The organism is Pseudomonas fluorescens (assembly GCF_902497745.1).
Lineage (GTDB): Bacteria > Pseudomonadota > Gammaproteobacteria > Pseudomonadales > Pseudomonadaceae > Aquipseudomonas > Aquipseudomonas fluorescens_BM.
In genome coordinates this window covers 220,395-241,453 of record NZ_CABVHJ010000009.1, presented here as the reverse complement: position 1 = coordinate 241,453, position 21,059 = coordinate 220,395, and the positions used below count along the sequence as shown (strand labels likewise).

Annotated in this window: 25 protein-coding genes and 1 tRNA gene; 7 read left to right on the top strand and 19 right to left on the bottom strand. The window is 57.1% G+C overall.

The genetic code is table 11. From position 1 onward, the window contains the following. Positions 1–131: 131 nt before the first annotated feature. Both F8N44_RS31765 and F8N44_RS16470 read left to right on the top strand, forming a co-directional pair. Positions 132–533: a hypothetical protein gene (locus F8N44_RS31765; RefSeq protein ID WP_224794775.1), complete on the top strand. Its 402-nt coding sequence runs from the start codon at positions 132–134 to the stop codon at positions 531–533. Beyond that, entirely contained in the window at positions 419–1,600 is a 1,182-nt protein-coding gene (locus F8N44_RS16470) for a tyrosine-type recombinase/integrase (RefSeq protein ID WP_224794779.1), read from the top strand. The genes F8N44_RS31765 and F8N44_RS16470 overlap by 115 nt, the downstream gene beginning before the upstream one ends. Before the next feature lie 69 nt (positions 1,601–1,669). Here F8N44_RS16470 and F8N44_RS16465 read toward each other — a convergent pair. From F8N44_RS16465 to thrS, 9 genes are all read right to left on the bottom strand, one after another. Further along, positions 1,670–1,746, bottom strand: a tRNA-Pro gene (locus F8N44_RS16465). 88 nt (positions 1,747–1,834) lie between these two features. Then, positions 1,835–2,191, bottom strand: a complete 357-nt coding sequence (locus F8N44_RS16460) for a MerR family transcriptional regulator (RefSeq protein ID WP_003179985.1) — start codon at positions 2,189–2,191, stop codon at positions 1,835–1,837. Further along, positions 2,172–2,474: an integration host factor subunit alpha gene (ihfA, locus tag F8N44_RS16455; RefSeq protein ID WP_002553164.1), complete on the bottom strand. Its 303-nt coding sequence runs from the start codon at positions 2,472–2,474 to the stop codon at positions 2,172–2,174. Before ihfA ends, F8N44_RS16460 begins: the two co-directional genes overlap by 20 nt. Before the next feature lie 3 nt (positions 2,475–2,477). Then, a complete protein-coding gene (pheT, locus tag F8N44_RS16450; RefSeq protein ID WP_150651033.1) occupies positions 2,478–4,856 on the bottom strand; it encodes a phenylalanine--tRNA ligase subunit beta in 2,379 nt (792 codons plus the stop codon). A 26-nt stretch (positions 4,857–4,882) separates the two neighbouring features. Further along, positions 4,883–5,899 carry a phenylalanine--tRNA ligase subunit alpha gene (gene pheS / locus F8N44_RS16445; RefSeq protein ID WP_003226365.1) on the bottom strand — a complete coding sequence of 339 codons (1,017 nt, stop codon included), beginning with the start codon at positions 5,897–5,899 and terminating at the stop codon, positions 4,883–4,885. A gap of 109 nt (positions 5,900–6,008) precedes the next feature. After that, the gene (gene rplT / locus F8N44_RS16440) at positions 6,009–6,365 is read right to left on the bottom strand and encodes a 50S ribosomal protein L20 (protein WP_007913489.1); all 357 of its coding nucleotides are present in this window, start codon (positions 6,363–6,365) and stop codon (positions 6,009–6,011) included. Between the two features lie 28 nt (positions 6,366–6,393). Further along, the gene (gene rpmI / locus F8N44_RS16435) at positions 6,394–6,588 is read right to left on the bottom strand and encodes a 50S ribosomal protein L35 (RefSeq protein ID WP_002553160.1); all 195 of its coding nucleotides are present in this window, start codon (positions 6,586–6,588) and stop codon (positions 6,394–6,396) included. Positions 6,589–6,648: 60 nt separating this feature from the next. Continuing rightward, the gene (gene infC / locus F8N44_RS16430) at positions 6,649–7,200 is read right to left on the bottom strand and encodes a translation initiation factor IF-3 (RefSeq protein ID WP_171057393.1); all 552 of its coding nucleotides are present in this window, start codon (positions 7,198–7,200) and stop codon (positions 6,649–6,651) included. Continuing rightward, positions 7,200–9,122, bottom strand: coding sequence for a threonine--tRNA ligase (gene thrS / locus F8N44_RS16425; protein ID WP_007913488.1), 1,923 nt, complete (start codon positions 9,120–9,122; stop codon positions 7,200–7,202). Before thrS ends, infC begins: the two co-directional genes overlap by 1 nt. A 371-nt stretch (positions 9,123–9,493) precedes the next feature. Between thrS and F8N44_RS16420 the strand changes: the two genes are divergently transcribed. Continuing rightward, positions 9,494–9,796 carry a hypothetical protein gene (locus tag F8N44_RS16420; RefSeq protein ID WP_150651032.1) on the top strand — a complete coding sequence of 101 codons (303 nt, stop codon included), beginning with the start codon at positions 9,494–9,496 and terminating at the stop codon, positions 9,794–9,796. A gap of 290 nt (positions 9,797–10,086) precedes the next feature. Further along, a complete protein-coding gene (locus F8N44_RS16415) occupies positions 10,087–10,299 on the top strand; it encodes a cold-shock protein (RefSeq protein WP_003179963.1) in 213 nt (70 codons plus the stop codon). 72 nt (positions 10,300–10,371) lie between these two features. Here F8N44_RS16415 and F8N44_RS16410 read toward each other — a convergent pair whose 3' ends face one another. Beyond that, positions 10,372–10,689 carry an I78 family peptidase inhibitor gene (locus F8N44_RS16410; protein WP_007913486.1) on the bottom strand — a complete coding sequence of 106 codons (318 nt, stop codon included), beginning with the start codon at positions 10,687–10,689 and terminating at the stop codon, positions 10,372–10,374. A gap of 169 nt (positions 10,690–10,858) precedes the next feature. Then, positions 10,859–11,164, bottom strand: a complete 306-nt coding sequence (locus tag F8N44_RS16405; protein ID WP_007913485.1) for a hypothetical protein — start codon at positions 11,162–11,164, stop codon at positions 10,859–10,861. Between the two features lie 130 nt (positions 11,165–11,294). Between F8N44_RS16405 and F8N44_RS16400 the strand changes: the two genes are divergently transcribed. Then, positions 11,295–11,507, top strand: coding sequence for a hypothetical protein (locus F8N44_RS16400; RefSeq protein ID WP_150651031.1), 213 nt, complete (start codon positions 11,295–11,297; stop codon positions 11,505–11,507). A gap of 31 nt (positions 11,508–11,538) precedes the next feature. On the opposite strand, the gene F8N44_RS16395 is transcribed toward F8N44_RS16400, so the two are convergent. The 8 genes from F8N44_RS16395 to F8N44_RS16360 form a co-directional block, all read right to left on the bottom strand. After that, positions 11,539–12,567 (bottom strand): nucleoside hydrolase, encoded by a 1,029-nt coding sequence (locus tag F8N44_RS16395; RefSeq protein ID WP_150651030.1) that lies wholly within the window; start codon positions 12,565–12,567, stop codon positions 11,539–11,541. 31 nt (positions 12,568–12,598) lie between these two features. Continuing rightward, positions 12,599–13,003, bottom strand: a complete 405-nt coding sequence (gene rbsD / locus F8N44_RS16390; protein ID WP_150651029.1) for a D-ribose pyranase — start codon at positions 13,001–13,003, stop codon at positions 12,599–12,601. After that, positions 13,000–13,917 (bottom strand): ribokinase, encoded by a 918-nt coding sequence (gene rbsK, locus F8N44_RS16385; RefSeq protein ID WP_150651028.1) that lies wholly within the window; start codon positions 13,915–13,917, stop codon positions 13,000–13,002. The genes rbsD and rbsK overlap by 4 nt, the downstream gene beginning before the upstream one ends. A gap of 24 nt (positions 13,918–13,941) precedes the next feature. Beyond that, entirely contained in the window at positions 13,942–14,961 is a 1,020-nt protein-coding gene (locus F8N44_RS16380) for a LacI family DNA-binding transcriptional regulator (protein ID WP_150651027.1), read from the bottom strand. 3 nt (positions 14,962–14,964) lie between these two features. Beyond that, entirely contained in the window at positions 14,965–15,942 is a 978-nt protein-coding gene (locus F8N44_RS16375; protein WP_016984938.1) for an ABC transporter permease, read from the bottom strand. After that, entirely contained in the window at positions 15,939–17,492 is a 1,554-nt protein-coding gene (locus tag F8N44_RS16370) for a sugar ABC transporter ATP-binding protein (protein WP_150651026.1), read from the bottom strand. Before F8N44_RS16370 ends, F8N44_RS16375 begins: the two co-directional genes overlap by 4 nt. 56 nt (positions 17,493–17,548) lie before the next feature. Next, positions 17,549–18,505 (bottom strand): sugar ABC transporter substrate-binding protein, encoded by a 957-nt coding sequence (locus F8N44_RS16365; protein WP_150651025.1) that lies wholly within the window; start codon positions 18,503–18,505, stop codon positions 17,549–17,551. Between the two features lie 200 nt (positions 18,506–18,705). After that, entirely contained in the window at positions 18,706–19,152 is a 447-nt protein-coding gene (locus F8N44_RS16360) for a hypothetical protein (protein WP_150651024.1), read from the bottom strand. 349 nt (positions 19,153–19,501) lie between these two features. Here F8N44_RS16360 and F8N44_RS16355 point away from each other — a divergent pair, with 349 nt between their 5' ends. Together F8N44_RS16355 and F8N44_RS16350 are read left to right on the top strand one after the other, a co-directional pair. Continuing rightward, the gene (locus F8N44_RS16355; protein ID WP_034152752.1) at positions 19,502–20,590 is read left to right on the top strand and encodes an asparaginase; all 1,089 of its coding nucleotides are present in this window, start codon (positions 19,502–19,504) and stop codon (positions 20,588–20,590) included. Between the two features lie 198 nt (positions 20,591–20,788). After that, complete coding sequence (locus F8N44_RS16350) at positions 20,789–21,058, top strand: DUF1654 domain-containing protein (RefSeq protein WP_064389142.1); 270 nt, start codon at positions 20,789–20,791, stop codon at positions 21,056–21,058. Position 21,059 lies beyond the last annotated feature (1 nt).

Genomic DNA, 21,059 nt, shown 5'->3' with positions numbered 1-21,059 from the left:
GGCGAAAGAAGCAGAGCAATGGTTTGGCCGAGAGCCGGTCACCACAAAACAGGAATGGCGCTCCGTCCGCACCGAAGTCTTCCGCACCGAATAACCACCTTCTGCCGCCACGCGCGGCATGGAGCATCACCATGTCAAATCGTAGCGCGGCCCAGGTCGCGCCCATCCTCCCGCGCTTCATTCGCGCCGGCGAGGCATACGGCTATCTCGGCATGTGCCGGGATGAATTCAACAAAACAGTCCGGCCGAACGTACGCGAATTCCCGATCGGGAAACAGGGCATCGGGTTCGACCGGATTGAGCTTGACCAGTGGGCTGACGCCTACATCGAGTCCATGGCAATTGAAAAAGCGGCCAATCAGGACAACAATCAGCCCCGCAGTGGGCGCCAAGGAGCAAGTAAATGGCGCGAAAAACAATCTCCGGCCTCTACGAGAGGAACGGAATTTGGCACATCGACAAAGTCGTCAGAGGTCAGCGACTTCAGGAAAGCACTGGATCAAGCGAAAGGCAGGAAGCGGAGCAGTACCTGATCCACCGCCTGGAAAAGCTCAGGCAGGAAAAGGTTTACGGAGTGCGCGAGGTGCGAACCTGGCGGGAGGCTGCGACCAGATTTCTGGTTGAGTTCAAGGATCAAGCCTCGATTGCCCTGTCAGCGTCTCACATCGAACAGCTCGACCCGTACATTGGCGACCTGCCAATCACGCATATAGATGACGGCACTCTGGCCGCCTTCAAGCGAGATCGGCAGAAGCCAACCAAAACAGCGAAGGGGAAAGTAAAGCCAGGCGTATCGAACAGGACGGTGAACATCGCTCTGCAGCGAGTCGTCCGGATCTTGAACCTGTGCCACAGGAAGTGGCGAGACGCAGAGAAACGGCCCTGGCTGGATAGCGTGCCGATGATCTCGATGCTGGAGGAAAAGAGGTCGAGCCGGAAGCCCTACCCGTTGTCATGGGAAGAGCAGTCGATGTTGTTCGCTGAGATCCCGGATCACCTGCTTAGGATGGCGCTCTACAAAGTGAACTCGGGAAGTCGGGAACAGGAAGTCTGCAAACTTCAGTGGGATTGGGAGATACGGGTGCCGGAATTGGGAACGAGCGTGTTCCTGATCCCATCAGAATTTGGTGGGAGGCACGAAAAGGCGGGAGTTAAAAACAGGGATGAGAGGTTGGTGGTGCTGAATCGGGTTGCGATGTCGATTATCGACGGCCAGCGCGGTCTGCACACAAAATACGTGTTCCCTTACGGACAACCGGACGAGTACGGACCAACCGCGATGCACCGCATGAACGACACGGCATGGAAGAGCGCAAGGATCAGGGCGGCGGCGAAATGGGAGAAGGAACACAAGTCGCCAGCACACCCTGGGTTTCGGTCGATCAGGGTTCACGATCTGAAGCACACCTTTGGCAGAAGGCTTCGTGCAGCGAACGTGACAGAGGAAGATCGAAAGGCATTACTTGGGCACAAGAACGGCAGCATTACGAGCCACTATTCTACCGCAGAGCTTGAGCATTTGATTGAGGCGGCAAACAAAGTGTCGGCAACCGATTCGCGAGGACCGGCTCTGACCATTTTGAGGAGAAAAACGGGATGAACCCCCGCAAAAGTCCCTACGCATGAAAAAGCCCAACTCGCGAAAGCTGGGCTAAGTCATTGAATTATATGGTCGGGACGGAGTGATTCGAACACTCGACCCCTAGCACCCCATGCTAGTGCGCTACCGGACTGCGCTACGCCCCGACTGGTTTTGCAACTGTTCTTCACCTCGAAGAACGCTCAAGAATATAGCGCAAGCTTTTGAAAACTGGAAGTATTCAAACGCTGCTTTTTATTTCTTGAGAACCACCAGTACATCTTCCAACTCGGCAATCATCTGCCGAATCATCTGCTTGTATTGGGTCGTGTCGTCTTTGGCTTCATCGCCGGACAGACGCAAGCGTGCGCCGCCGATGGTGAACCCCTGATCGTAAAGAAGCGCGCGGATCTGCCGGATCATCAGCACGTCCTGGCGCTGATAATACCGGCGGTTTCCGCGGCGTTTGACGGGGTTGAGCTGAGGAAACTCCTGCTCCCAGTAGCGCAGCACGTGTGGCTTTACGGCACACAGCTCGCTGACTTCACCGATGGTGAAGTAGCGTTTGCCCGGGATGACGGGTAGTTCGTCGTTATGACTTGGTTCCAGCATAAGCCTCAACTCGGGCCTTCAACTTCTGCCCTGGACGAAAGGTGACCACACGGCGAGCCGTGATCGGGATTTCTTCCCCCGTTTTCGGGTTGCGGCCAGGCCGCTGGCGTTTGTCCCGAAGGTCGAAATTGCCGAAACCCGACAATTTGACCTGCTCGTTGTCTTCAAGAGCGTGCCTGATCTCCTCGAAAAACAGTTCGACCAATTCCTTGGCTTCCCGCTTGTTCAGGCCCAGCTCTTCATACAGACGTTCCGCCATCTCAGCTTTCGTCAAAGCCCCCATACGTCACTTCCTTAACGTGGCGTTCAACCTTTGTTCGAGCGAGGTGAGGATATTTTGCGTCGTCGAATTCACCTCATCGTCATTAAGAGTGCGCGATGGATGCTGCCAGGTCAAGCCAACTGCAAGGCTTTTTCTATCAGGATCAATACCTTTACCCTGATACACGTCAAACAGCCTGAGATCTGTGAGCCATTCGCCTGCATTTTCACGAATTACGTCCAGTACAGCCGCGGACGCGACGTCTTTGTGCGCAATCAGTGCAAGGTCACGACGCACTTCAGGAAAGCGCGACAACTCGTGGAATTTCGGCATCTTACCGAGTGCCACTTCCGCCAGAACCAGCTCGAAAACGAAGACTGGACGATCCAGACCCAGAGCTTTCGACAATTCCGGGTGAATAGCGCCGATGAAACCGACTTCACGCCCTTCCCGCTCGATGCGCGCGGTTTGACCCGGGTGCAGCGCCGGGTGTTTGCCCGGAGCGAAAGTGAACGAATCCAGTGCACCGGCAAAGCCCAGCACGGCCTCCACGTCAGCTTTGACGTCGAAGAAATCGACGGTGTCGCGACCTTGCGCCCAGCCTTCCGGCAGACGGCTACCGCAGACAACACCGGACAACATCGGCTCTTGCTTCAGACCTTCGAGCTGACCGACGAAACGCAGACCGCTTTCGAACAGACGCACGCGATCTTGCTGGCGGTTGAGGTTGTGCTGCAGCGCTTTGACCAGACCCGGCCATAGCGACGAACGCATGGCGGCCATGTCATTGGAGATCGGATTGGCCAGCAACAGCGGCTCGACGCCCGGGTTGAACAGTTCGAACTGACGCGGATCGATGAAGCTGTAAGTGATCGCTTCCTGATAACCACGCGCCACCAGCAGGCGACGCAGCTCCGGCAGATCGCTACGCGCTTCAGCCTTGGCTTGCGGCGCCAGGCGCGCTTGCGGGTAACGAACCGGCAGACGGTTGTAACCGTACAAACGAGCCAGTTCTTCGATCAGATCGACTTCCAGACTGATGTCGAAGCGATGGCTTGGCACTTCTACGCGCCACTGGCCTTCACCGTCGGCAACAATGCCAAGACCCAGACCGCTGAGTAAACGCTCTACCTGAGCCGAGTCCATCTCCATGCCAAGCATCTGGGTGATGCGTTGGGCGCGCAGGGTGATCGGCGCGATCGACGGCAGATGCTGCTCGCTGACAGTCTCGATGATCGGGCCGGCTTCACCGCCAGTGATTTCCAGCAGCAGGCCAGTGGCGCGCTCCATGGCTTCACGGGCCAGTTGCCAGTCGACGCCACGCTCGTAGCGGTGCGACGCATCGGTGTGCAGGCCGTAGGAACGGGCCTTGCCCGCCACTGCGATCTGGTCGAAGAACGCACTTTCCAGAAATACGTCACGAGTGGTCGCGGACACACCACTGTGCTCACCGCCCATGACACCGGCAATCGCCAGCGCGCGGGTGTGGTCGGCGATCACCAGCGTATCGCTACGCAGGCTGACTTCCTGACCGTCGAGCAGTACCAGCTTCTCGCCCTCCTCCGCCATGCGCACACGAATGCCGCCATTGATTTCGGCGAGATCGAAAGCGTGCAGTGGCTGACCCAGTTCGAGCATCACGTAGTTGGTGATGTCGACGGCAGCGTCGATGCTGCGCACGTCGGCGCGACGCAGACGCTCAACCATCCACAGCGGCGTCGGCTTGGACAAATCGACATTGCGGATGACGCGCCCCAGATAACGTGGGCACGCGGCAGGTGCCAACACTTCTACCGAACGCACTTCGTCGTGCACAGCAGGAATGGTCATGACCACCGGACGGGTGACCGGCGCGTCGTACAGCGCGCCGACTTCACGAGCCAGACCAGCCAGGGACAGGCAGTCGCCACGATTCGGGGTCAGGTCGACCTCGATGCTGGCGTCCTCCAGATCCAGATACACACGGAAATCTTCACCCACCGGCGCATCGGCCGGCAGCTCCATCAAACCGTCGTTGCCTTCACCGACCTGCAGCTCAGATTGCGAGCACAGCATGCCGTTGGACTCAACGCCGCGCAGTTTGGCTTTCTTGATCTTGAAATCGCCTGGCAACTCAGCGCCAATCATGGCGAATGGAATCTTCAGGCCCGGTCGCACGTTTGGCGCACCGCACACGACCTGGAAGGTTTCCACGCCATTGCTGACCTGGCACACGCGCAACTTGTCGGCATCAGGGTGTTGCTCGGTGCTCAGCACCTCGCCCACGACCACGCCGCTGAAAACACCGGCGGCCGGGGTCACGCTATCGACCTCAAGGCCAGCCATCGACAGACGAGCAACCAGCTCGTCGCGATTTACCTGCGGGCTAACCCAGCCACGCAGCCATTGTTCACTGAATTTCATCCTGCTCTCCTAAGAATTCGTTACGACTAGCGAAATTGCGCGAGGAACCGCAAGTCGTTGTCGAAGAACAGACGCAAGTCGTTCACGCCGTAACGGAGCATGGCCAGACGCTCGACACCCATGCCGAAGGCAAAACCGGAGAACTCTTCCGGATCGATGCCGGACATGCGCAGTACGTTCGGGTGCACCATGCCGCAGCCCATTACTTCCAGCCAGCCAGTCTGTTTGCAGACGCGGCAGCCTTTACCGCTGCACATCACGCATTCCATGTCGACTTCAGCGGATGGCTCGGTGAACGGGAAGTACGAAGGACGGAAACGTACGGCCAGCTCTTTCTCGAAGAACACCCGCAGGAATTCTTCGATGGTGCCTTTGAGATCGGCAAAATTGATGTCGCGATCAACCAGCAGACCTTCGACCTGGTGGAACATCGGCGAGTGGGTGATATCGGAGTCGCTGCGATACACGCGGCCTGGGCAGACGATGCGGATCGGCGGCTGCTTCGATTCCATGGTGCGGACCTGGACCGGCGAGGTATGGGTGCGCAGCAGCATGTTGGCGTTGAAATAGAAGGTGTCATGCATCGACCGGGCAGGGTGATGGCCTGGGATGTTGAGAGCTTCAAAGTTGTGATAGTCGTCTTCGACCTCGGGGCCTTCGGCAATGCCGTAGCCGATGCGGGTGAAGAACTGCTCTACACGTTCCAGAGTACGGGTCACCGGATGCAGACCACCGGAGGTCTGGCCACGGCCCGGCAACGTCACGTCAATGGATTCGGCAGACAGTTTGGCAGCCAGTTCGGCTTCTTCAAACAAAGCCATGCGCGCATTGAGAACGCCTGTGACACGTTCCTTGGCAACGTTGATCAGAGCACCGACTTGCGGGCGCTCTTCTGCCGGCAAATTCCCCAGGGTCTTCATCACCTGAGTCAATTCACCCTTTTTGCCAAGGTATTGAACCCGGATTTGCTCCAGGGCATTGATATCTTCAGCGCTTTGCACAGCCTCTAGTGCTTGAGAGACCAGCGCATCCAGGTTTTCCATGTACAGACTCCAGATACAAAATAGGGGAAGAGCTTGAAGGCTCTTCCCCTATTTAAGACGTTTACCACCTGGCCCCACGGAAGTGAGGCCGGGTGATTGTCGGGGGTACTTAAGCCAAGGTGGCTTTAGCTTTCTCGACAATCGCGGCAAACACCGCTTTTTCGTTCACTGCCAGATCAGCCAGAACCTTACGGTCGATCTCGATGGACGCTTTTTTCAGGCCAGCGATGAAACGGCTGTAGGACAGACCGTTAACACGAGCACCAGCATTGATACGAGCGATCCACAGAGCGCGGAACTGACGTTTTTTCTGACGACGGTCACGGTAGGCGTATTGGCCTGCCTTGATTACCGCTTGCTTGGCAACACGGAATACGCGGGAGCGTGCGCCGTAGTAGCCTTTAGCAAGTTTCAGAATTTTTTTGTGACGCTTACGGGCAATGACGCCACGCTTTACACGAGCCATGAGTTACTTCCTCTATTCTTGACTAAAATTAACGAAGGCGCAGCATGCGCTCGACTTTTGCCACGTCAGACGGATGCAGCAAGCTGCTACCGCGCAGTTGACGCTTACGCTTGGTCGACATTTTAGTCAGGATGTGGCTCTTGAAAGCGTGCTTGTGCTTGATACCGTTAGCAGTTTTCAGAAACCGCTTAGCAGCACCACTTTTGGTTTTCATTTTTGGCATGTTCGGATACTCCGCATTCAGTTGATAAACATAATCAGAAGGCCTGCCGTGCCCTGTTGATTACTTCTTCTTTTTCGGGGCGATGACCATGATCAGCTGGCGTCCTTCCATCTTAGGATGCTGTTCGACCGAACCGTACTCGAGCAGGTCAGCTTCAACCCGCTTGAGGAGTTCCATCCCCAGCTCCTGGTGGGCCATCTCACGGCCGCGGAATCGCAAGGATACCTTGGCCCTGTCCCCATCACTCAGGAAACGTACCAGGTTGCGCAGTTTTACCTGGTAATCCCCTTCCTCCGTCCCTGGACGAAACTTGATTTCTTTTACCTGAATCTGCTTCTGGTTCTTCTTCGCCGCGGCAACCTGCTTCTTCTTTTCGAAGATCGATTTGCCGTAATCCATCACCCGGCAAACCGGTGGGATTGCGTCTGCGGAGATTTCCACCAGATCAAGCTTTGCTTCTTCAGCAATACGAAGCGCTTCATCAATCGAGACGATGCCAATCTGCTCGCCATCAGCGCCAATTAACCGAACCTCGCGTGCCGAGATATTCTCGTTGATCGGGGCTTTCGGTGCAGCTCGTTTATCTTGTCTCATTTCACGCTTAATAATAATTACTCCGAATCTGGGCGACCACGCCGGGAAACCGCTTGCGCGAGAAACTCAGCGAACTGGGCGACGGGCATCGAGCCCAGGTCAGCACCTTCACGAGTACGCACAGCGACAGTCTGCATCTCGACTTCCTTATCTCCGATAACCAAAAGATAGGGAACCTTGAGCAAAGTATGCTCGCGGATTTTAAAGCCGATCTTTTCATTTCTCAAGTCGGACTTGGCACGAAATCCGCTTTCGTTGAGAGTTTTTTCAACTTCTGCAACAAAATCTGCCTGTTTATCAGTGATATTCATGATCACCGCCTGGGTTGGCGCGAGCCACGCAGGGAACGCACCTTCGTAGTGCTCGATCAGAATCCCGACGAAACGCTCGAAGGAACCGAGGATCGCACGGTGCAGCATCACAGGGTGTTTGCGGCTGTTGTCTTCGGAGACGTATTCAGCACCCAAACGGACAGGCAGGTTAAAATCGAGCTGCAGAGTACCACATTGCCAGACGCGACCAAGGCAGTCTTTCAGCGAGAACTCGATCTTCGGACCGTAGAACGCACCTTCGCCCGGCTGCAGATCGTACGGCAGGCCCGCAGAATCAAGGGCTGCAGCCAATGCAGCTTCAGCGCGATCCCACAGTTCGTCGGAACCGACGCGTTTTTCCGGACGAGTGGACAGTTTCATCTCGACATCGGTGAAGCCGAAGTCACGATAAACATCCATGGTCAGCTTGATGAACGCAGCGGATTCGGCCTGCATCTGCTCTTCAGTGCAGAAGATGTGGGCGTCGTCCTGAGTGAACGCACGTACGCGCATAATGCCGTGCAGTGCACCCGATGGCTCGTTACGGTGGCAGGCACCGAACTCGGCCAGACGCATCGGCAACTCGCGGTAGCTCTTCAGACCTTGGTTGAACACCTGCACGTGGCACGGGCAGTTCATCGGCTTGATCGCGTAGTCGCGGTTTTCCGACTGCGTGGTGAACATGTTGTCGGCGTAGTTGGCCCAGTGCCCGGACTTCTCCCACAGGCTGCGGTCAACGACTTGAGGGGTTTTGATCTCAAGGTAGCCGTTGTCGCGTTGGATCTTGCGCATGTACTGCTCGAGCACCTGGTACAGAGTCCAGCCGTTCGGGTGCCAGAACACCATGCCTGGGGACTCTTCCTGAGTGTGGAACAGGCCCAGACGCTTGCCGATCTTGCGGTGATCGCGCTTTTCAGCTTCTTCGATGCGCTGGATGTAAGCCGCCAGCTGCTTCTTGTCTGCCCAAGCAGTGCCGTAAACGCGCTGCAATTGCTCGTTCTTGGCGTCGCCGCGCCAGTAGGCGCCGGACAGCTTGGTCAGTTTGAAGGATTTCAGAAAGCGCGTGTTCGGCACGTGCGGACCACGGCACATGTCGACGTATTCTTCGTGATAGTACAGGCCCATGGCCTGCTCGTTCGGCATGTCCTCGACCAGGCGCAACTTGTAGTCTTCGCCACGGGCCTTGAACACTTCGATCACTTCGGCGCGCGGAGTGACTTTCTTGATGACGTCGTAATCTTTCTCGATCAGCTGCTGCATGCGCTGTTCGATAGCAGCCATATCGTCCGGAGTGAAAGGACGCTCGAAGGCGATGTCGTAATAGAAGCCTTCGTCGATGACCGGCCCGATGACCATCTTCGCAGTCGGGTACAGCTGTTTGACCGCATGGCCAACCAGGTGAGCGCAAGAGTGGCGAATGATCTCCAGCCCCTCTTCATCCTTAGGCGTGATGATTTGCAGGGTCGCGTCGCTGCTGATGATGTCGCTGGCGTCGACCAGTTGCCCATTGACCTTGCCGGCCAGTGTGGCTTTGGCCAGTCCGGCACCAATGGATGCGGCGACCTCGGCTACGGAAACCGGGTGATCGAATGAACGTTGACTGCCGTCGGGAAGAGTAATAGTTGGCATGGCGCCTCCTCTCCTAGTGGTGACCCCTACCAAAGGTCACGTGGGTTGGGATGAGCCAGTACAAGATCCGATCCAGGCCATTCAATGACGAACGCCTGCCTTACAGCGGCAGGAGCCTTGCGGCCAACCGGAAAACCGAACCAGAGTGACTGGGATTCAAATCGAATTATTCGCACGTTTACCGCTGTCGGGACTGAAGGTCATCCGGAGCCTGAGAACGCTTGAGCCCGGCATGCTAGCACAGATGAGCGGTCGCTTACGCCTCTGTTTGATCAGAAGGCAAATCGTCTGCTTTTATGCCAGAGTGCTGAACTTGATGGCCTCTTCAGCCCTCAGATAACAAGACATTGACCCACAAGGAGCATCCTCGCATGCGTCTGAATACCCTGTTCGCCGTCGTCGCCCCCCTCGTTATGTTGCTGCCGCTGAGCGCCCACGCCGATTGGCCAAAGGGCGAACGCGAGAAGTACATGGCGCAGTGCACCCAGGCTGCGACCCAACAAATCGGTGCTGCGGCAGCCAAGTCTCATTGCGCTTGTGGTGCTGACGCCATCAAGTCTTATCCCGCCAGCGACATTCAGGCGCTGATGGACAACAAGGCCACCCCTGAACTGCAGCAGAAAGCGCTGGGCCAAATCGCCCAATGCAAGGCAAATACCCCGGCGAAAAAGTGATCAAAAAAGTCTTCTGAGTCGGCTCAGCGCCTCTAAAAAGGGCTGAATTTGAGCCTTTTCCGAGGATTTATGCAGGTTTTACAGGTTTTTTTATCGTCTTTACGTTCCGCTCAAAGCCTTGTAAACCGGGGCTTTCAGCAGAAACAGGCAGTAAAGAAAACACGACTGATTGGCAAACAGCACGTCCGGGGGGCTACCAAAGCGAACATTTCGACTATGATACCCGGGTGTGCCCAGTTGGCCTGAGCAGCACAGTACTACTGAAAATATATGTTTCTTGGAGATACACCATGTCTAATCGCCAAACCGGCACCGTTAAATGGTTCAACGATGAAAAAGGCTTCGGCTTCATCACTCCTCAAGGTGGCGGTGACGACCTGTTCGTACACTTCAAAGCTATCGAATCCGACGGTTTCAAAAGCCTGAAAGAAGGCCAGACCGTCTCCTTCGTGGCTGAGAAAGGCCAAAAGGGTATGCAAGCTGCACAGGTTCGCCCAGAGTAATTTCTGCGCGCACTAAAAAAACCCCGTCCATGTGACGGGGTTTTTTATGCCTGCAACAAAAGCGCTGTCTGATTAGCCGCAGTTGACGCGAGTGATCACCAGATTGTTGTCGGTGTTCAGATTCAAGCGATCCGAGCGGTACTCGAGCGTGATCATGTCATTCGGCTTGAGGAAACGGGCATTCTGCGCCCCGGCTTTGTTGCGCGCCTGCTCCAGCAACTCTGGCGAAGCTTTCTTGCCAATGGCGAACTCCGCCGCCGTTGCTTCACAGCGGCTGTGACCGGCCTCGGTCGCCGCAGATTCCTTTGCCGACTCGCTGGAGGTCGTGCTGCAACCGGCCAACATGGCAGCGGCCATAAGTGCACCCAGTGTCGCGAACTTCAAAGGCATGAAGCCTCCTTGTTTTCAAAATGGTTAAGCTGAGATCGTGCGACCGCCATTCCGGCGTTTGGTTTCACGGCCAAGGCCATCACCCTGCCCCACGACTGGAAAAACGCCGAGTGTGCCTGAGCGGCATGCGTCACTTCATCAATCAATCGTGACTGAATATTAACGGCGCTCAGTAGACGTCGATGTAGTCATACGGCGGATTCGGCCAGTTATCCTTCAGCGCGTTGAAAATCTGCATCACCCACACCTCGTCACTGGCCGCGACATTGCCCACGTAGCCCGAGCCCTTGGCCCAGGTTTCCAGGCGAAACAGCAAGCCGTCGATATCCTGCCCACCGGTAACGCCAGAGGAAATGTAAGCGATACCGCCCTTGGTCACGCGCAGCTGCGTGTGTTCGTCATCACTGGCCGAGGCGAGCAACTGGCGCACTGCGTCGAGCGTGAGTCCGTCAGGGGTGTTCAAATCGATCTGCACAGCACGATCCTTGGAAGCCTTAAAAGACCAAGTGTCGCATAGCACTCCGCTCATGCCTAAGTCGCAGTGCCAAATGCCCGACAAAATGGTTAACTCGAACTTCAGACATTCCGACCTTTCGAGCGCTCTCATGACCACCATCAGCATCGACGCCGCCATCAATGCCAAATGGGCTGACGGACACAGCTCTTATAGTCCGGGAACCACCGAAGAACTGGCGCTGATTGGTATCGATTTATTGGTCAAAGAGCTGGGCACAGAAGCGGCCAAGCAATTCATCAAGCAGATTTTCGAGCGCTATCCGAGCGAACAGGTCGAGCACGAACACGCAGAGAAGGGATAACCCCGCAGGCTGGCACCTGCGGGTGAGTCGCTTATTTCAAGCGTTTCAGGCGCTCGGTCAGCAAGTCAAAGAAGCCTTGAGCATCGCCATTTTCCACCCAGAAAGCGTTTTTAGGCGCCTTCAGGCCATCGTACCAATCGACGATGGTCTGGCCGAAAGTCGGCCCTTCACGGCTATCCACCACGACATTCACCGAGCGACCGGTGAACAGTTCCGGCTTGAGCAGATAGGCCACAACGGTAGCGTCGTGCACCGGGCCACCCGGAATACCGTAGTGCTCCATATCGCCTTTGATGTACTCGTTGAGGATGTCGCCGACAATCTTGCTGGCGTTGTTGTTCAGCGCATCGATCTGCTTCAGGCGCGCATCACTGGTAAGAATCTTGTGGGTCACGTCCAGCGGCAGGTAGGTCAGTTTCACGCCGCTTTTCAGAACCACTTCAGCCGCTTGCGGGTCAGCAAACAGATTGAATTCGGCCACCGGAGTGATGTTGCCGCCATTGAAGTGCGCACCGCCCATGATCACCACTTCCTTGATCCCCTGAACAATTTCAGGCTCCTGGATCAGGGCCAGCGCCAGGTTGGTCTGTGGACCGAGCATGGCGATGGTGATGCTGTGCGGCTTGGCTTTTTTCAAGGTATCGATCAGGTAGTTGACCGCATTGCCTTCCGCCAGCCCCTTCTTCGGTTCGTGCACGGTGACACCCGACAGGCCTTCCTTGCCATGGATGTTCTCGGCGTAGATCGGCGTGCGCATCAGCGGCTTTGGCGCACCCGCATAAACCGGTACGTCTTCGCGCCCTGCCCACTCGCGAGCCAGGCGCGCGTTACGCGAAGTCTTGTCGAGGCGCACGTTGCCGGCCACGGTGGTCAGCGCACGAATATTCAGTTCGTCCGGCGAGGCCAGCGCGAACAACAGGGCGACCACGTCGTCAGCACCCGGATCTGTGTCGATGATCAGGTCGATTTTTTCCGCCGCCTGAGCGCCGGTCGCAGTGATTACGGACAAAAGCAGTAAACCCCGGATGAGTTGATGCAGTTTCTGAGCATAGCGTTGCATGGCGCATTCCTTGTGCATGTGGAATCGAAAATCAGAATGTAACCCCGGCGACGAGGACGATATTGCAGTACGGCTGGCATTCGCCTGTACGAACAATCGCGCGAGCCTGTCGGCTGAGAACCTTGAATTGCTCATGACTGAGCAGATCGCGACGCCCCAGAGCGCCCTCTTCATTCAACTCATCCAGCGCTATCAGCGCGGTCGGTTGCTTGTCGAAGATTTCTTTGGCTAACGCATGGCTTTCCACCTGCATCTCGCTGAGCACGACCTTCAGGGTGCTGACGAAATCCGGGACGCCATGGGTCAGCGCCAGATCAATCAGCTCGACCCCCGGCGGCACCGGCAACCCGGCATCACCGATCACCACCATGTCGCCATGGCCCAGAGATGCAATCAGCCGCGACAAGGCGACATTAAGCAGAGGAGTCTTTTTCATGCGGGTTTAAAGGCCTGTACGTCGGATTGGGTTGGAATGGACGGCTGCGCGCCGGCACGAGTTACCGACAGCGCGGCGGCGATCTGCCCGTAGCGAATCGCTTCAGCCTCGGACTTGCCATTGGCCAGCGCAGCGGCAAAACCACCGACGAAGGTGTCCCCCGCCGCAGTGGTGTCGACAGCCTTCACTTTCGGTGCCGGAAAATGCTCAAAGCTCTGGCCGTTGGCGAACAGCGAACCTTGAGCACCGAGGGTAATGATGACTTTACCCGCACCCATGGCGATCAGTTGGCTGGCAGCACTCTCTGCGCTTTCCAGCGAGTCCACCGGCAATCCGCTCAACACGGTCGCTTCGCTCTCGTTGGGAATCAGGTAGTCGATCGCGGCAAACCAGTCTGCCGGCAGTGGACGACTGGCCGGTGCCGGATTGAGGATGACGATTTTGCCCAGCGCACGCGCTCGCTTGAGCGCATGCCCCACCGTGGCATCAGGGATTTCGAGCTGGCAGATAATCACGTCTGCAGCTTGCAGCACTGCGTCAAACCGGTCGATCACTGCGGGCGTCATTGCAGCGTTGGCGCCAGCGACGATGACAATGGCGTTCTGACTGTTGTCATCGACCACGATCAACGCCACACCGCTGGAATCATCGACTGTGCTGACAGCCTGGCAATCGATCTGCTCGGCCAACAGAGCGTCACGCAATTGCACGCCATAGTCGTCAGTGCCAACGCAACCGACCATCGCCACCTGTGCGCCCAATCGCGCGGCGGCCACTGCCTGATTGGCGCCCTTGCCACCGGAAACCGTGGCAAACGAATGACCGATCAGCGTTTCACCGCCTACCGGCAGCCGTGGCGCCCGGGTCACCAGATCCATGTTCAGGCTGCCTATTACCACTACATTTGCTGGCATACATCATTTCTCGTCAATTCGGTTTCAGCGGTATTCGGTGAACACGCCGGACAACGGTGCGGTCGATTCGCGCAAGACAATACTCGGGGTCACGATCCGCTGATCAGTGCCGAGAGTCGGCGTAGCAATCCGTCGCAGCAGCACTTCGGCCGCCATCTCGCCCAACTGCAGGATCGATTGCCCCACCGTGGTGAGCGCCGGATACACGTAACGACTCATCTGGATATCGTCAAAGCCAATCACCGACAACTCGCTCGGCACGCGAACATTTCGCTCCGCCGCCGCGCGCAAAACACCGATACCGATCATGTCGTTTCCGGCGAAGATCGCGCTTGGCGGATTGCTCTCCAGCAGAATCGCTGCCGCGTTGTAGCCGCCGGTACTGGTGAAATCACTTTCCAGCATGCGCGTTTGTCGCACTTCAATGCCCGCTTCTTTCAGCGCCCGGCAATATCCGGCCTGACGCATCTGCGCCACACTGGTACTCGCCGGACCGCCAATGGTGGCAATGTCGCGGTGACCCAATTCCAGCAAGTGCCGGGTTGCGAGGTAAGCGCCGTATTCATGGTCGATGCGCACCAGATCTGCATCGACACCGTCCAGACCACGGTCGACGATCACCATCGGCGTTTTCACGCCAGCCAGCCCTTGCGCCAGGCCGCTGTCACCGCCAGCAGAGGCGACGATCAAACCGTCGATGCGCTTCTCCAGCAATACGCGCAAATAGCTGCGCTGCTTTTCGGGGTTATCGTCGGAGTTGCAGAGGATCACGCAGTAGCCGTTACGCTCGCAATAATCCTCGATGCCCCGTGCCAACTCCGCGAAGTACGGGTTGAGACTGTTTGGCACCAGCAGGCCGATGGTTGCAGTGGTCTTGGCCTTCAGCGAGCGCGCCACCGCACTCGGTACATAGTCGAGGCTCTTGATCGCCGCCTCGACTTTCAGCCGCACTTCCTGACTGACCGGGCGGGTGTTGTTCACCACATGCGACACCGTCGTGTAGGAAATTCCCGCGAGGGCTGCCACGTCCTTGATCGTTGCCATGTCTTAGCCCCGGCGACTGGCGCGCTGACTGCGATAAGTATCGAGCACCACCGCGATCACGATGACGGCGCCAGTGATGATTCGTTTGGTCGGTTCGGTCGCACCGATCTGCGCCAGACCCGCCGCCAGCACCGAGATGATCAATACGCCGAAGAACGTGCTGATCACCGAACCGCGTCCGCCCATCAGGCTGGTACCGCCGATCACCACCGCGGCGATCACTTGCAGCTCCAGACCGGAACCGGCGTTCGGGTCAGCGGCTTCCAGACGGGAAATCTGAAACAGCGCGGCGATACCGGCCAGCAGGCCCATCAGGCTGAATACCAGAATCTTGTAGGGTTTCGGATTGATCCCCGCCAGGCGCACCGCCTCTTCGTTGGTGCCGATGCCGATCAGGTAGCGACCGAACACGGTGCGCGTCAACACAGCCTGGGCGATGATAATCACCAGCAACGCAATAATGAACGACGGCGAGATACCGAACGCGACCGGATTCGACAGCCAGGCGAATGAGTCTCCGATGTATGCAGTGCGCGATCCGGTCATCTGATACGCCAGACCTCGGGCCATTTCCAGCACACCGAGAGAAACGATGAACGATGGAATCCGCCAGGCCACGGTGATCGACCCGGTGACCGTACCGGCCAAAGCCGCCACCGCCATGCCGAGCAAGGCTGACGGCAAAACACCCCAGCCCCAACCGAGAATGGCGACGCTGACCGTCGAAGCGGCCAGCGCCAATACCGAACCTACCGACAGGTCGATGCCGCCGATGATCAACACGAACGTCATGCCGACCGCCAGCACCATCAGATCAGGAATCTGGTTGGCCAGCGTACTGAAGGTGTTATACGACAGAAAGTGGCTGCTCAAGACCGAGAACAGCGCAATCATCGCCAGCAAGGCACCGGCCAGGCCAAGATAAGTGCCCAGACCATAGAAGTTGCCACTACGTTTGCCGGCAGGAGATGCAGTTTTCATGGGAGATCCCTAGGCGCCGCTTCGTTGAGCAACGCATCACGTTTTTGGTAGCCGGCGAACGCGGCGGCAAGCAAATCATCCTGGGTCCAGCTGTCGCGCTCGAAGGTGTCGATCAAGCGCCCTGCCGACAACACGCCGATCCGGTCGCAGATCAGCATCAGCTCACGCAGGTCACTGGACACCACCACCAGCGCTTTGCCCTGGCGCGTCAGTTCGCCGAGCAGGGCATAAATGTCGAACTTGGCGCCGACGTCGATGCCGCGGGTCGGCTCGTCGAACAGCAGCACCGAACAGTCACGCTCCAGCCAGCGGCCGATCACGACTTTCTGCTGGTTGCCGCCGGACAACTCTGAAACCAGCTGTGTCGGGCTTGAACTGCGGATGCGCATGGCGTCGATCTGACGCTGCGCCAGAGCGATCTCGTCGCCGTTGTTGACGACACCGCCACTGGAAATTTCCGGCATGTTGCCGAGCGCGATATTGGCGCTGATCGACTGACTCAGCAGCAGGCCTTCACCCTTGCGGTCCTCGGTGATCAACGCGATACCGTTGCGCACGGCATCGACTGGCGAGCGCACACTGACAACTTTGGCTGGCGAGCCAAGGGCAATGCTGCCGCTGTCGGCAACGTCTGCGCCGAAGATCAGTCGCAGCAGCTCCGTGCGCCCTGCCCCGATCAGCCCGGAAATCCCGAAGATCTCGCCGGCACGCACTTCAAACGAGACATCGCGCACTTTGTCAGAGCGAGTCAAACCGGTGATCGTCAGCGCCGGGGCGCCAATATTACGCACACCCATGTCGATGTGCTCGCCCAGCTCGCGACCAACCATCAGCGTAACCAGTTGCTCGCTGTTGTAATTGGCCATCGGCTCGACGCAGACCAGATTGCCGTCACGCAGCACGGCAATACGCTGTGCGACTCGGGCCAGCTCTTCGAGGCGATGGGAAATGTAGATGATCGAGACGCCGCGTGCCTGCAAACGGGTAATCTGCTCAAAGAGCATTTCGACTTCCCGCGCCGTAAGCATCGCGGTCGGCTCATCGAGAATCAGCACATGGCAATCGCCGATCAGGTTACGGGCGATTTCGACCATCTGCTGATGCCCGATACCCAACTCGCCGACCAGCGTATCCGGATCAATCGCGTCGAGACCGACCTGCGCCATGGCTTCGATCGCGGCTTTGCGCAATTGCTTGCGGCTGATCCAGCCGCCATTGCTTGGCAGGTTGTCGAGAAACAGGTTTTCCGCGACCGACAGTGTCGGCAACAGATTGAGTTCTTGCATGACCATGCGCACGCCGAGCTCTTCGGCCTGGGTACGACTGCCCGGACGATAGTCCTTGCCGTGGAATTGCATCTGGCCGGTGGTCGGCGTGACCAGTCCGCCAATGATCTTCGACAGGGTACTTTTGCCGGCACCATTCTCGCCGGTCAGCGCCAGCACTTCACCGCGCATCAGCGTCAGATCGATGCCGGTGAGCACCGGTTGCGCATAGGTCTTACCGATACCGCTGACCGAGAGGACAGCGTTCGGGGCGGAAACTGACATAAAAACTCTCCATGCGCTCGCCCGGACGGATGAGCGCCGTTGTGTCGCCAGAAGACTTACTTGGTGACCAGTTCGACCGGTGTTTCGATCACGCCGTTGGCACCGCTGTCGACTTTCTCGCCCTTGATGATTTTCAGCGCGGTTTCGATGCCGAAGACAGCTTGCTTGGCAGCGAACTGATCAGCAGTCGCCAGCACGCGACCGTCCTTCAACATTGGCTTGATGGCATTGATGTTGTCGTAACCGACGACCTGTACCTGACCGGCCTTGCCGGCAGCGCGCACGGCGGAAACCGCACCTACAGCCATGCTGTCGTTGCCGGCCAGCAGCGCTTTGACATCCGGGTACTCACTGAGAATCGAAGCGGCAACCTTGTTGCCCTTGTCGATTTCCCAGTCACCGGATTGCAGGGAAACGATCTTGATCTGTGCAGCGTCCATCGCATCCTTGAAGCCAGCGGTACGTTGCTGGGCGTTGGTCGTGGTGGACACGCCTTCAATGATGCCGACTTCGTCTCCGGCCTTGAGCTGCTTAGCCAGGTATTCACCGACCAGACGCGCACCTTTGCGGTTGTCCGGACCTACGAAGGGCACGCTGATGTTTTTGCTTTTGACGATGGCCGGATCGAGCTGGTTGTCGATGTTGATCACGGTGATGCCGGCATCGACGGCTTTCTTGATCACCGGCACCATGGCCTTGGAATCGGAAGGCGCGATCACCAGCGCATTGACCTTGGCCAGGATCATTTGCTCGACGATACGGGTCTGGCCAGCAGTATCAGTTTCATCCTTGATACCGTTGGAGATCAGGTCGAAATCGGCGGAGTGTTCTTTCTGGTAAGCCTTGGCGCCGTCTTCCATGGTCAGGAAGAATTCGTTGGCCAGAGACTTCATGACCAGCGCGACTTTAGGTTTTTCGGCGGATTCGGCGAATGCCGAGGAGACAGGTAATGCGGCGGCTGTGGCAGCCAGCATAGCGACAGCAAGAAGAAGTCCAGCGAATGGCAGCTTCATGGGTTCACTCCGATCTTATGATTATTGTGAGCAACGTTTGCGCTGGCGTAAGCTACACCGGCTTTTCTGGCCGATACTGCGCCGAAAAAGCCGCGCAAACGTTTGCGTAGACCGAACTATGCGAATCCCGCCGACATTTGTCAACAATCAGAAATCGTCATTTGTTGTAGGGCGAATGGTCCGGCTCGCCCCTTCGCTGCTTATGCCGTGGTGCTGACCAAATTACCGCTGGTGGCACTCTTGGACATTTCCTTGACCAATGCACCCGCCACTTCTGCCATCGCGGCGCTGGTTTGCGCGATCTGCCCCTGAATGGACATGACCGCCTGCGATTTCGCCTCGGGCGTCGGGTAGGTCTCGGCTTGGGCCGCTGCCAATTGCTGTTGCTGCTCCTGAAGCTGCTTCTGCAATTCCTGCATGCGCTTGAGCAGCATCTTGACGGTAACGCTCAGGTTATCGCCGCTTTCAGCCTTGCTGTCTTCTTGCGCAGCACCACCGGTTCTGACCTGATTGCTTTCATCTTTCTCAGTGCCCAGCGCCTCGGTGGAAGCATCCGCTTCCGCCTCGCTCATTGCATTAATGGTCGCTGCGGTTTTGCCGCCGATCGTGACTGCGCCAGGATTTGAAAAACCGACCGTCAGTGACATGTTAACTCCCTAAAATTCAGTTTCCTTGAACACCCATCGGCCCGCGCGAGGGTTTCTTTAGCAGAAAAGCCGAAACCGGCAACCCGAATCACTCGACAAAAGCAGTAGTCCCTTTCGGAGAGCCGAACGCGAAAGTGTCCATTGTTCGGAAACCCGGATAGAGGACGGTGAACAGGATTTTCAAACTGAGAAAATCTTGATGTAAATCATCAGGTTAAACATTTTTCTATCGCAAAGTAGCGCTGGTACAGATCCTGCTCACTTCACAGCACTCCGGGCATCCAGATCGGCTTGGGGTGAATCTAGATGAACCTGCATCAGCACCGTCTCACTACTAGAGAGAAAAATAATGAAATCTGCTTTCAACACTTTGGTTCCGGGCGCTTTGGCCCTCCTCCTGCTCCTGCCCACCGCTCTTCAGGCAAAAGAAGTCGAAACCCAGACCAAGCTCGCTAACGTCGTGGTACTTGCTACCGGCGGCACCATTGCCGGTGCTGGCGCAAGCGCCGCCAACAGCGCCACCTACCAGGCGGCCAAGGTTGGCGTGGAACAATTGATCGCCGGCATTCCAGAACTGAGCAAGCTGGCAAATGTGCGTGGCGAACAAGTCATGCAGATTGCCTCGGAAAGCATCACCAACGAAAACCTGCTGCAACTCGGTCGCCGCGTGGCCGAACTGGCTGACAGCAAAGACGTCGACGGCATCGTGATCACCCACGGTACCGATACCCTGGAAGAAACCGCTTACTTCCTCAACCTCGTGGAAAAAACCGACAAGCCGATCATCGTCGTCGGCTCGATGCGTCCGGGCACCGCCATGTCTGCAGACGGCATGCTCAACCTGTACAACGCCGTGGCCGTGGCCAGCAGCAAAGAAGCGCACGGCAAAGGCGTACTGGTGACCATGAATGATGAAATCCAGTCCGGTCGCGATGTCAGCAAAATGATCAACATCAAGACCGAAGCGTTCAAAAGTGCCTGGGGTCCATTGGGCATGGTGGTTGAAGGCAAATCCTACTGGTTCCGCTTGCCAGCCAAGCGTCACACCATGGATTCGGAATTCGACATCAAAAACATCAAGAGCCTTCCTGACGTAGAAATCGCCTATTCCTACGGCAACGTCAGCGACACTGCCTACAAGGCTCTCGCACAGTCCGGTGCCAAGGCGATCATCCACGCCGGTACCGGTAACGGCTCGGTGTCCTCTCGCGTAGTTCCAGCCCTGCAAGCACTGCGCAAGGATGGCGTGCAAATCATTCGCTCGTCCCACGTCAATGCCGGCGGCTTCGTTCTGCGTAACGCCGAACAGCCAGACGACAAGTACGACTGGGTTGTTGCACACGACCTGAATCCGCAAAAAGCCCGCATCCTGGCGATGGTCGCACTGACCAAAACCAATGACAGCAAAGAGTTGCAACGGATGTTCTGGGAATACTGATTGACCTTCGCCCGATCCACTCCTGATCGGGCACCCTGCACACCACTCGCTCTAAGGGCGGGTGGCGTGTCACCTACAACGCTCTCGCATTTTTCCCACAAAAAACTCGCCTCGACCTACACCAAAACAGGAAAAGCGCTGTCAGAGGATTTTCTTGAATTTTAAGCAGTTGCGAAAATGCTTACGGTTAAATACTGTATGCACGTACAGCTTAATAAGGATAACCTCGTGGCCACCTCCCCTGATGCTCCTGACGCTTACGAACGCATGGGTCTGCGCGTTCAGAAAATCATCAACTCTCCCACCGCCCAAAAAGCCAAAGCCGCACTGATCTTCCGTCTGCCGGACGAACCGATGGATGAGTGGGAGCGTCTGCTCGAGGAAATCGACGAGAACGACAACGTCACCCTCGCCTATCGCGACGACGGTGGCGTGCAGATTTTTTGGGTTGTACCGAAGGAAGATTGAT

What these genes read in the sequence shown, in the direction of transcription:
- ihfA (WP_002553164.1), bottom strand. Translation starts at nt 2,474, where the DNA reads ATGGGGGCTTTGACGAAAGCTGAGATGGCGGAACGTCTGTATGAAGAG.
- F8N44_RS31765 (WP_224794775.1), top strand. Translation starts at nt 132, where the DNA reads ATGTCAAATCGTAGCGCGGCCCAGGTCGCGCCCATCCTCCCGCGCTTC.
- F8N44_RS16355 (WP_034152752.1), top strand. Translation starts at nt 19,502, where the DNA reads ATGAAATCTGCTTTCAACACTTTGGTTCCGGGCGCTTTGGCCCTCCTC.
- F8N44_RS16420 (WP_150651032.1), top strand. Translation starts at nt 9,494, where the DNA reads ATGCGTCTGAATACCCTGTTCGCCGTCGTCGCCCCCCTCGTTATGTTG.
- F8N44_RS16375 (WP_016984938.1), bottom strand. Translation starts at nt 15,942, where the DNA reads ATGAAAACTGCATCTCCTGCCGGCAAACGTAGTGGCAACTTCTATGGT.
- thrS (WP_007913488.1), bottom strand. Translation starts at nt 9,122, where the DNA reads ATGCCAACTATTACTCTTCCCGACGGCAGTCAACGTTCATTCGATCAC.
- F8N44_RS16415 (WP_003179963.1), top strand. Translation starts at nt 10,087, where the DNA reads ATGTCTAATCGCCAAACCGGCACCGTTAAATGGTTCAACGATGAAAAA.
- F8N44_RS16400 (WP_150651031.1), top strand. Translation starts at nt 11,295, where the DNA reads ATGACCACCATCAGCATCGACGCCGCCATCAATGCCAAATGGGCTGAC.
- rbsK (WP_150651028.1), bottom strand. Translation starts at nt 13,917, where the DNA reads ATGCCAGCAAATGTAGTGGTAATAGGCAGCCTGAACATGGATCTGGTG.
- F8N44_RS16460 (WP_003179985.1), bottom strand. Translation starts at nt 2,191, where the DNA reads ATGCTGGAACCAAGTCATAACGACGAACTACCCGTCATCCCGGGCAAA.
- rpmI (WP_002553160.1), bottom strand. Translation starts at nt 6,588, where the DNA reads ATGCCAAAAATGAAAACCAAAAGTGGTGCTGCTAAGCGGTTTCTGAAA.
- F8N44_RS16410 (WP_007913486.1), bottom strand. Translation starts at nt 10,689, where the DNA reads ATGCCTTTGAAGTTCGCGACACTGGGTGCACTTATGGCCGCTGCCATG.
- F8N44_RS16365 (WP_150651025.1), bottom strand. Translation starts at nt 18,505, where the DNA reads ATGAAGCTGCCATTCGCTGGACTTCTTCTTGCTGTCGCTATGCTGGCT.
- F8N44_RS16370 (WP_150651026.1), bottom strand. Translation starts at nt 17,492, where the DNA reads ATGTCAGTTTCCGCCCCGAACGCTGTCCTCTCGGTCAGCGGTATCGGT.
- F8N44_RS16350 (WP_064389142.1), top strand. Translation starts at nt 20,789, where the DNA reads ATGCACGTACAGCTTAATAAGGATAACCTCGTGGCCACCTCCCCTGAT.
- rbsD (WP_150651029.1), bottom strand. Translation starts at nt 13,003, where the DNA reads ATGAAAAAGACTCCTCTGCTTAATGTCGCCTTGTCGCGGCTGATTGCA.
- F8N44_RS16395 (WP_150651030.1), bottom strand. Translation starts at nt 12,567, where the DNA reads ATGCAACGCTATGCTCAGAAACTGCATCAACTCATCCGGGGTTTACTG.
- F8N44_RS16380 (WP_150651027.1), bottom strand. Translation starts at nt 14,961, where the DNA reads ATGGCAACGATCAAGGACGTGGCAGCCCTCGCGGGAATTTCCTACACG.
- F8N44_RS16360 (WP_150651024.1), bottom strand. Translation starts at nt 19,152, where the DNA reads ATGTCACTGACGGTCGGTTTTTCAAATCCTGGCGCAGTCACGATCGGC.
- pheS (WP_003226365.1), bottom strand. Translation starts at nt 5,899, where the DNA reads ATGGAAAACCTGGATGCGCTGGTCTCTCAAGCACTAGAGGCTGTGCAA.
- pheT (WP_150651033.1), bottom strand. Translation starts at nt 4,856, where the DNA reads ATGAAATTCAGTGAACAATGGCTGCGTGGCTGGGTTAGCCCGCAGGTA.
- rplT (WP_007913489.1), bottom strand. Translation starts at nt 6,365, where the DNA reads ATGGCTCGTGTAAAGCGTGGCGTCATTGCCCGTAAGCGTCACAAAAAA.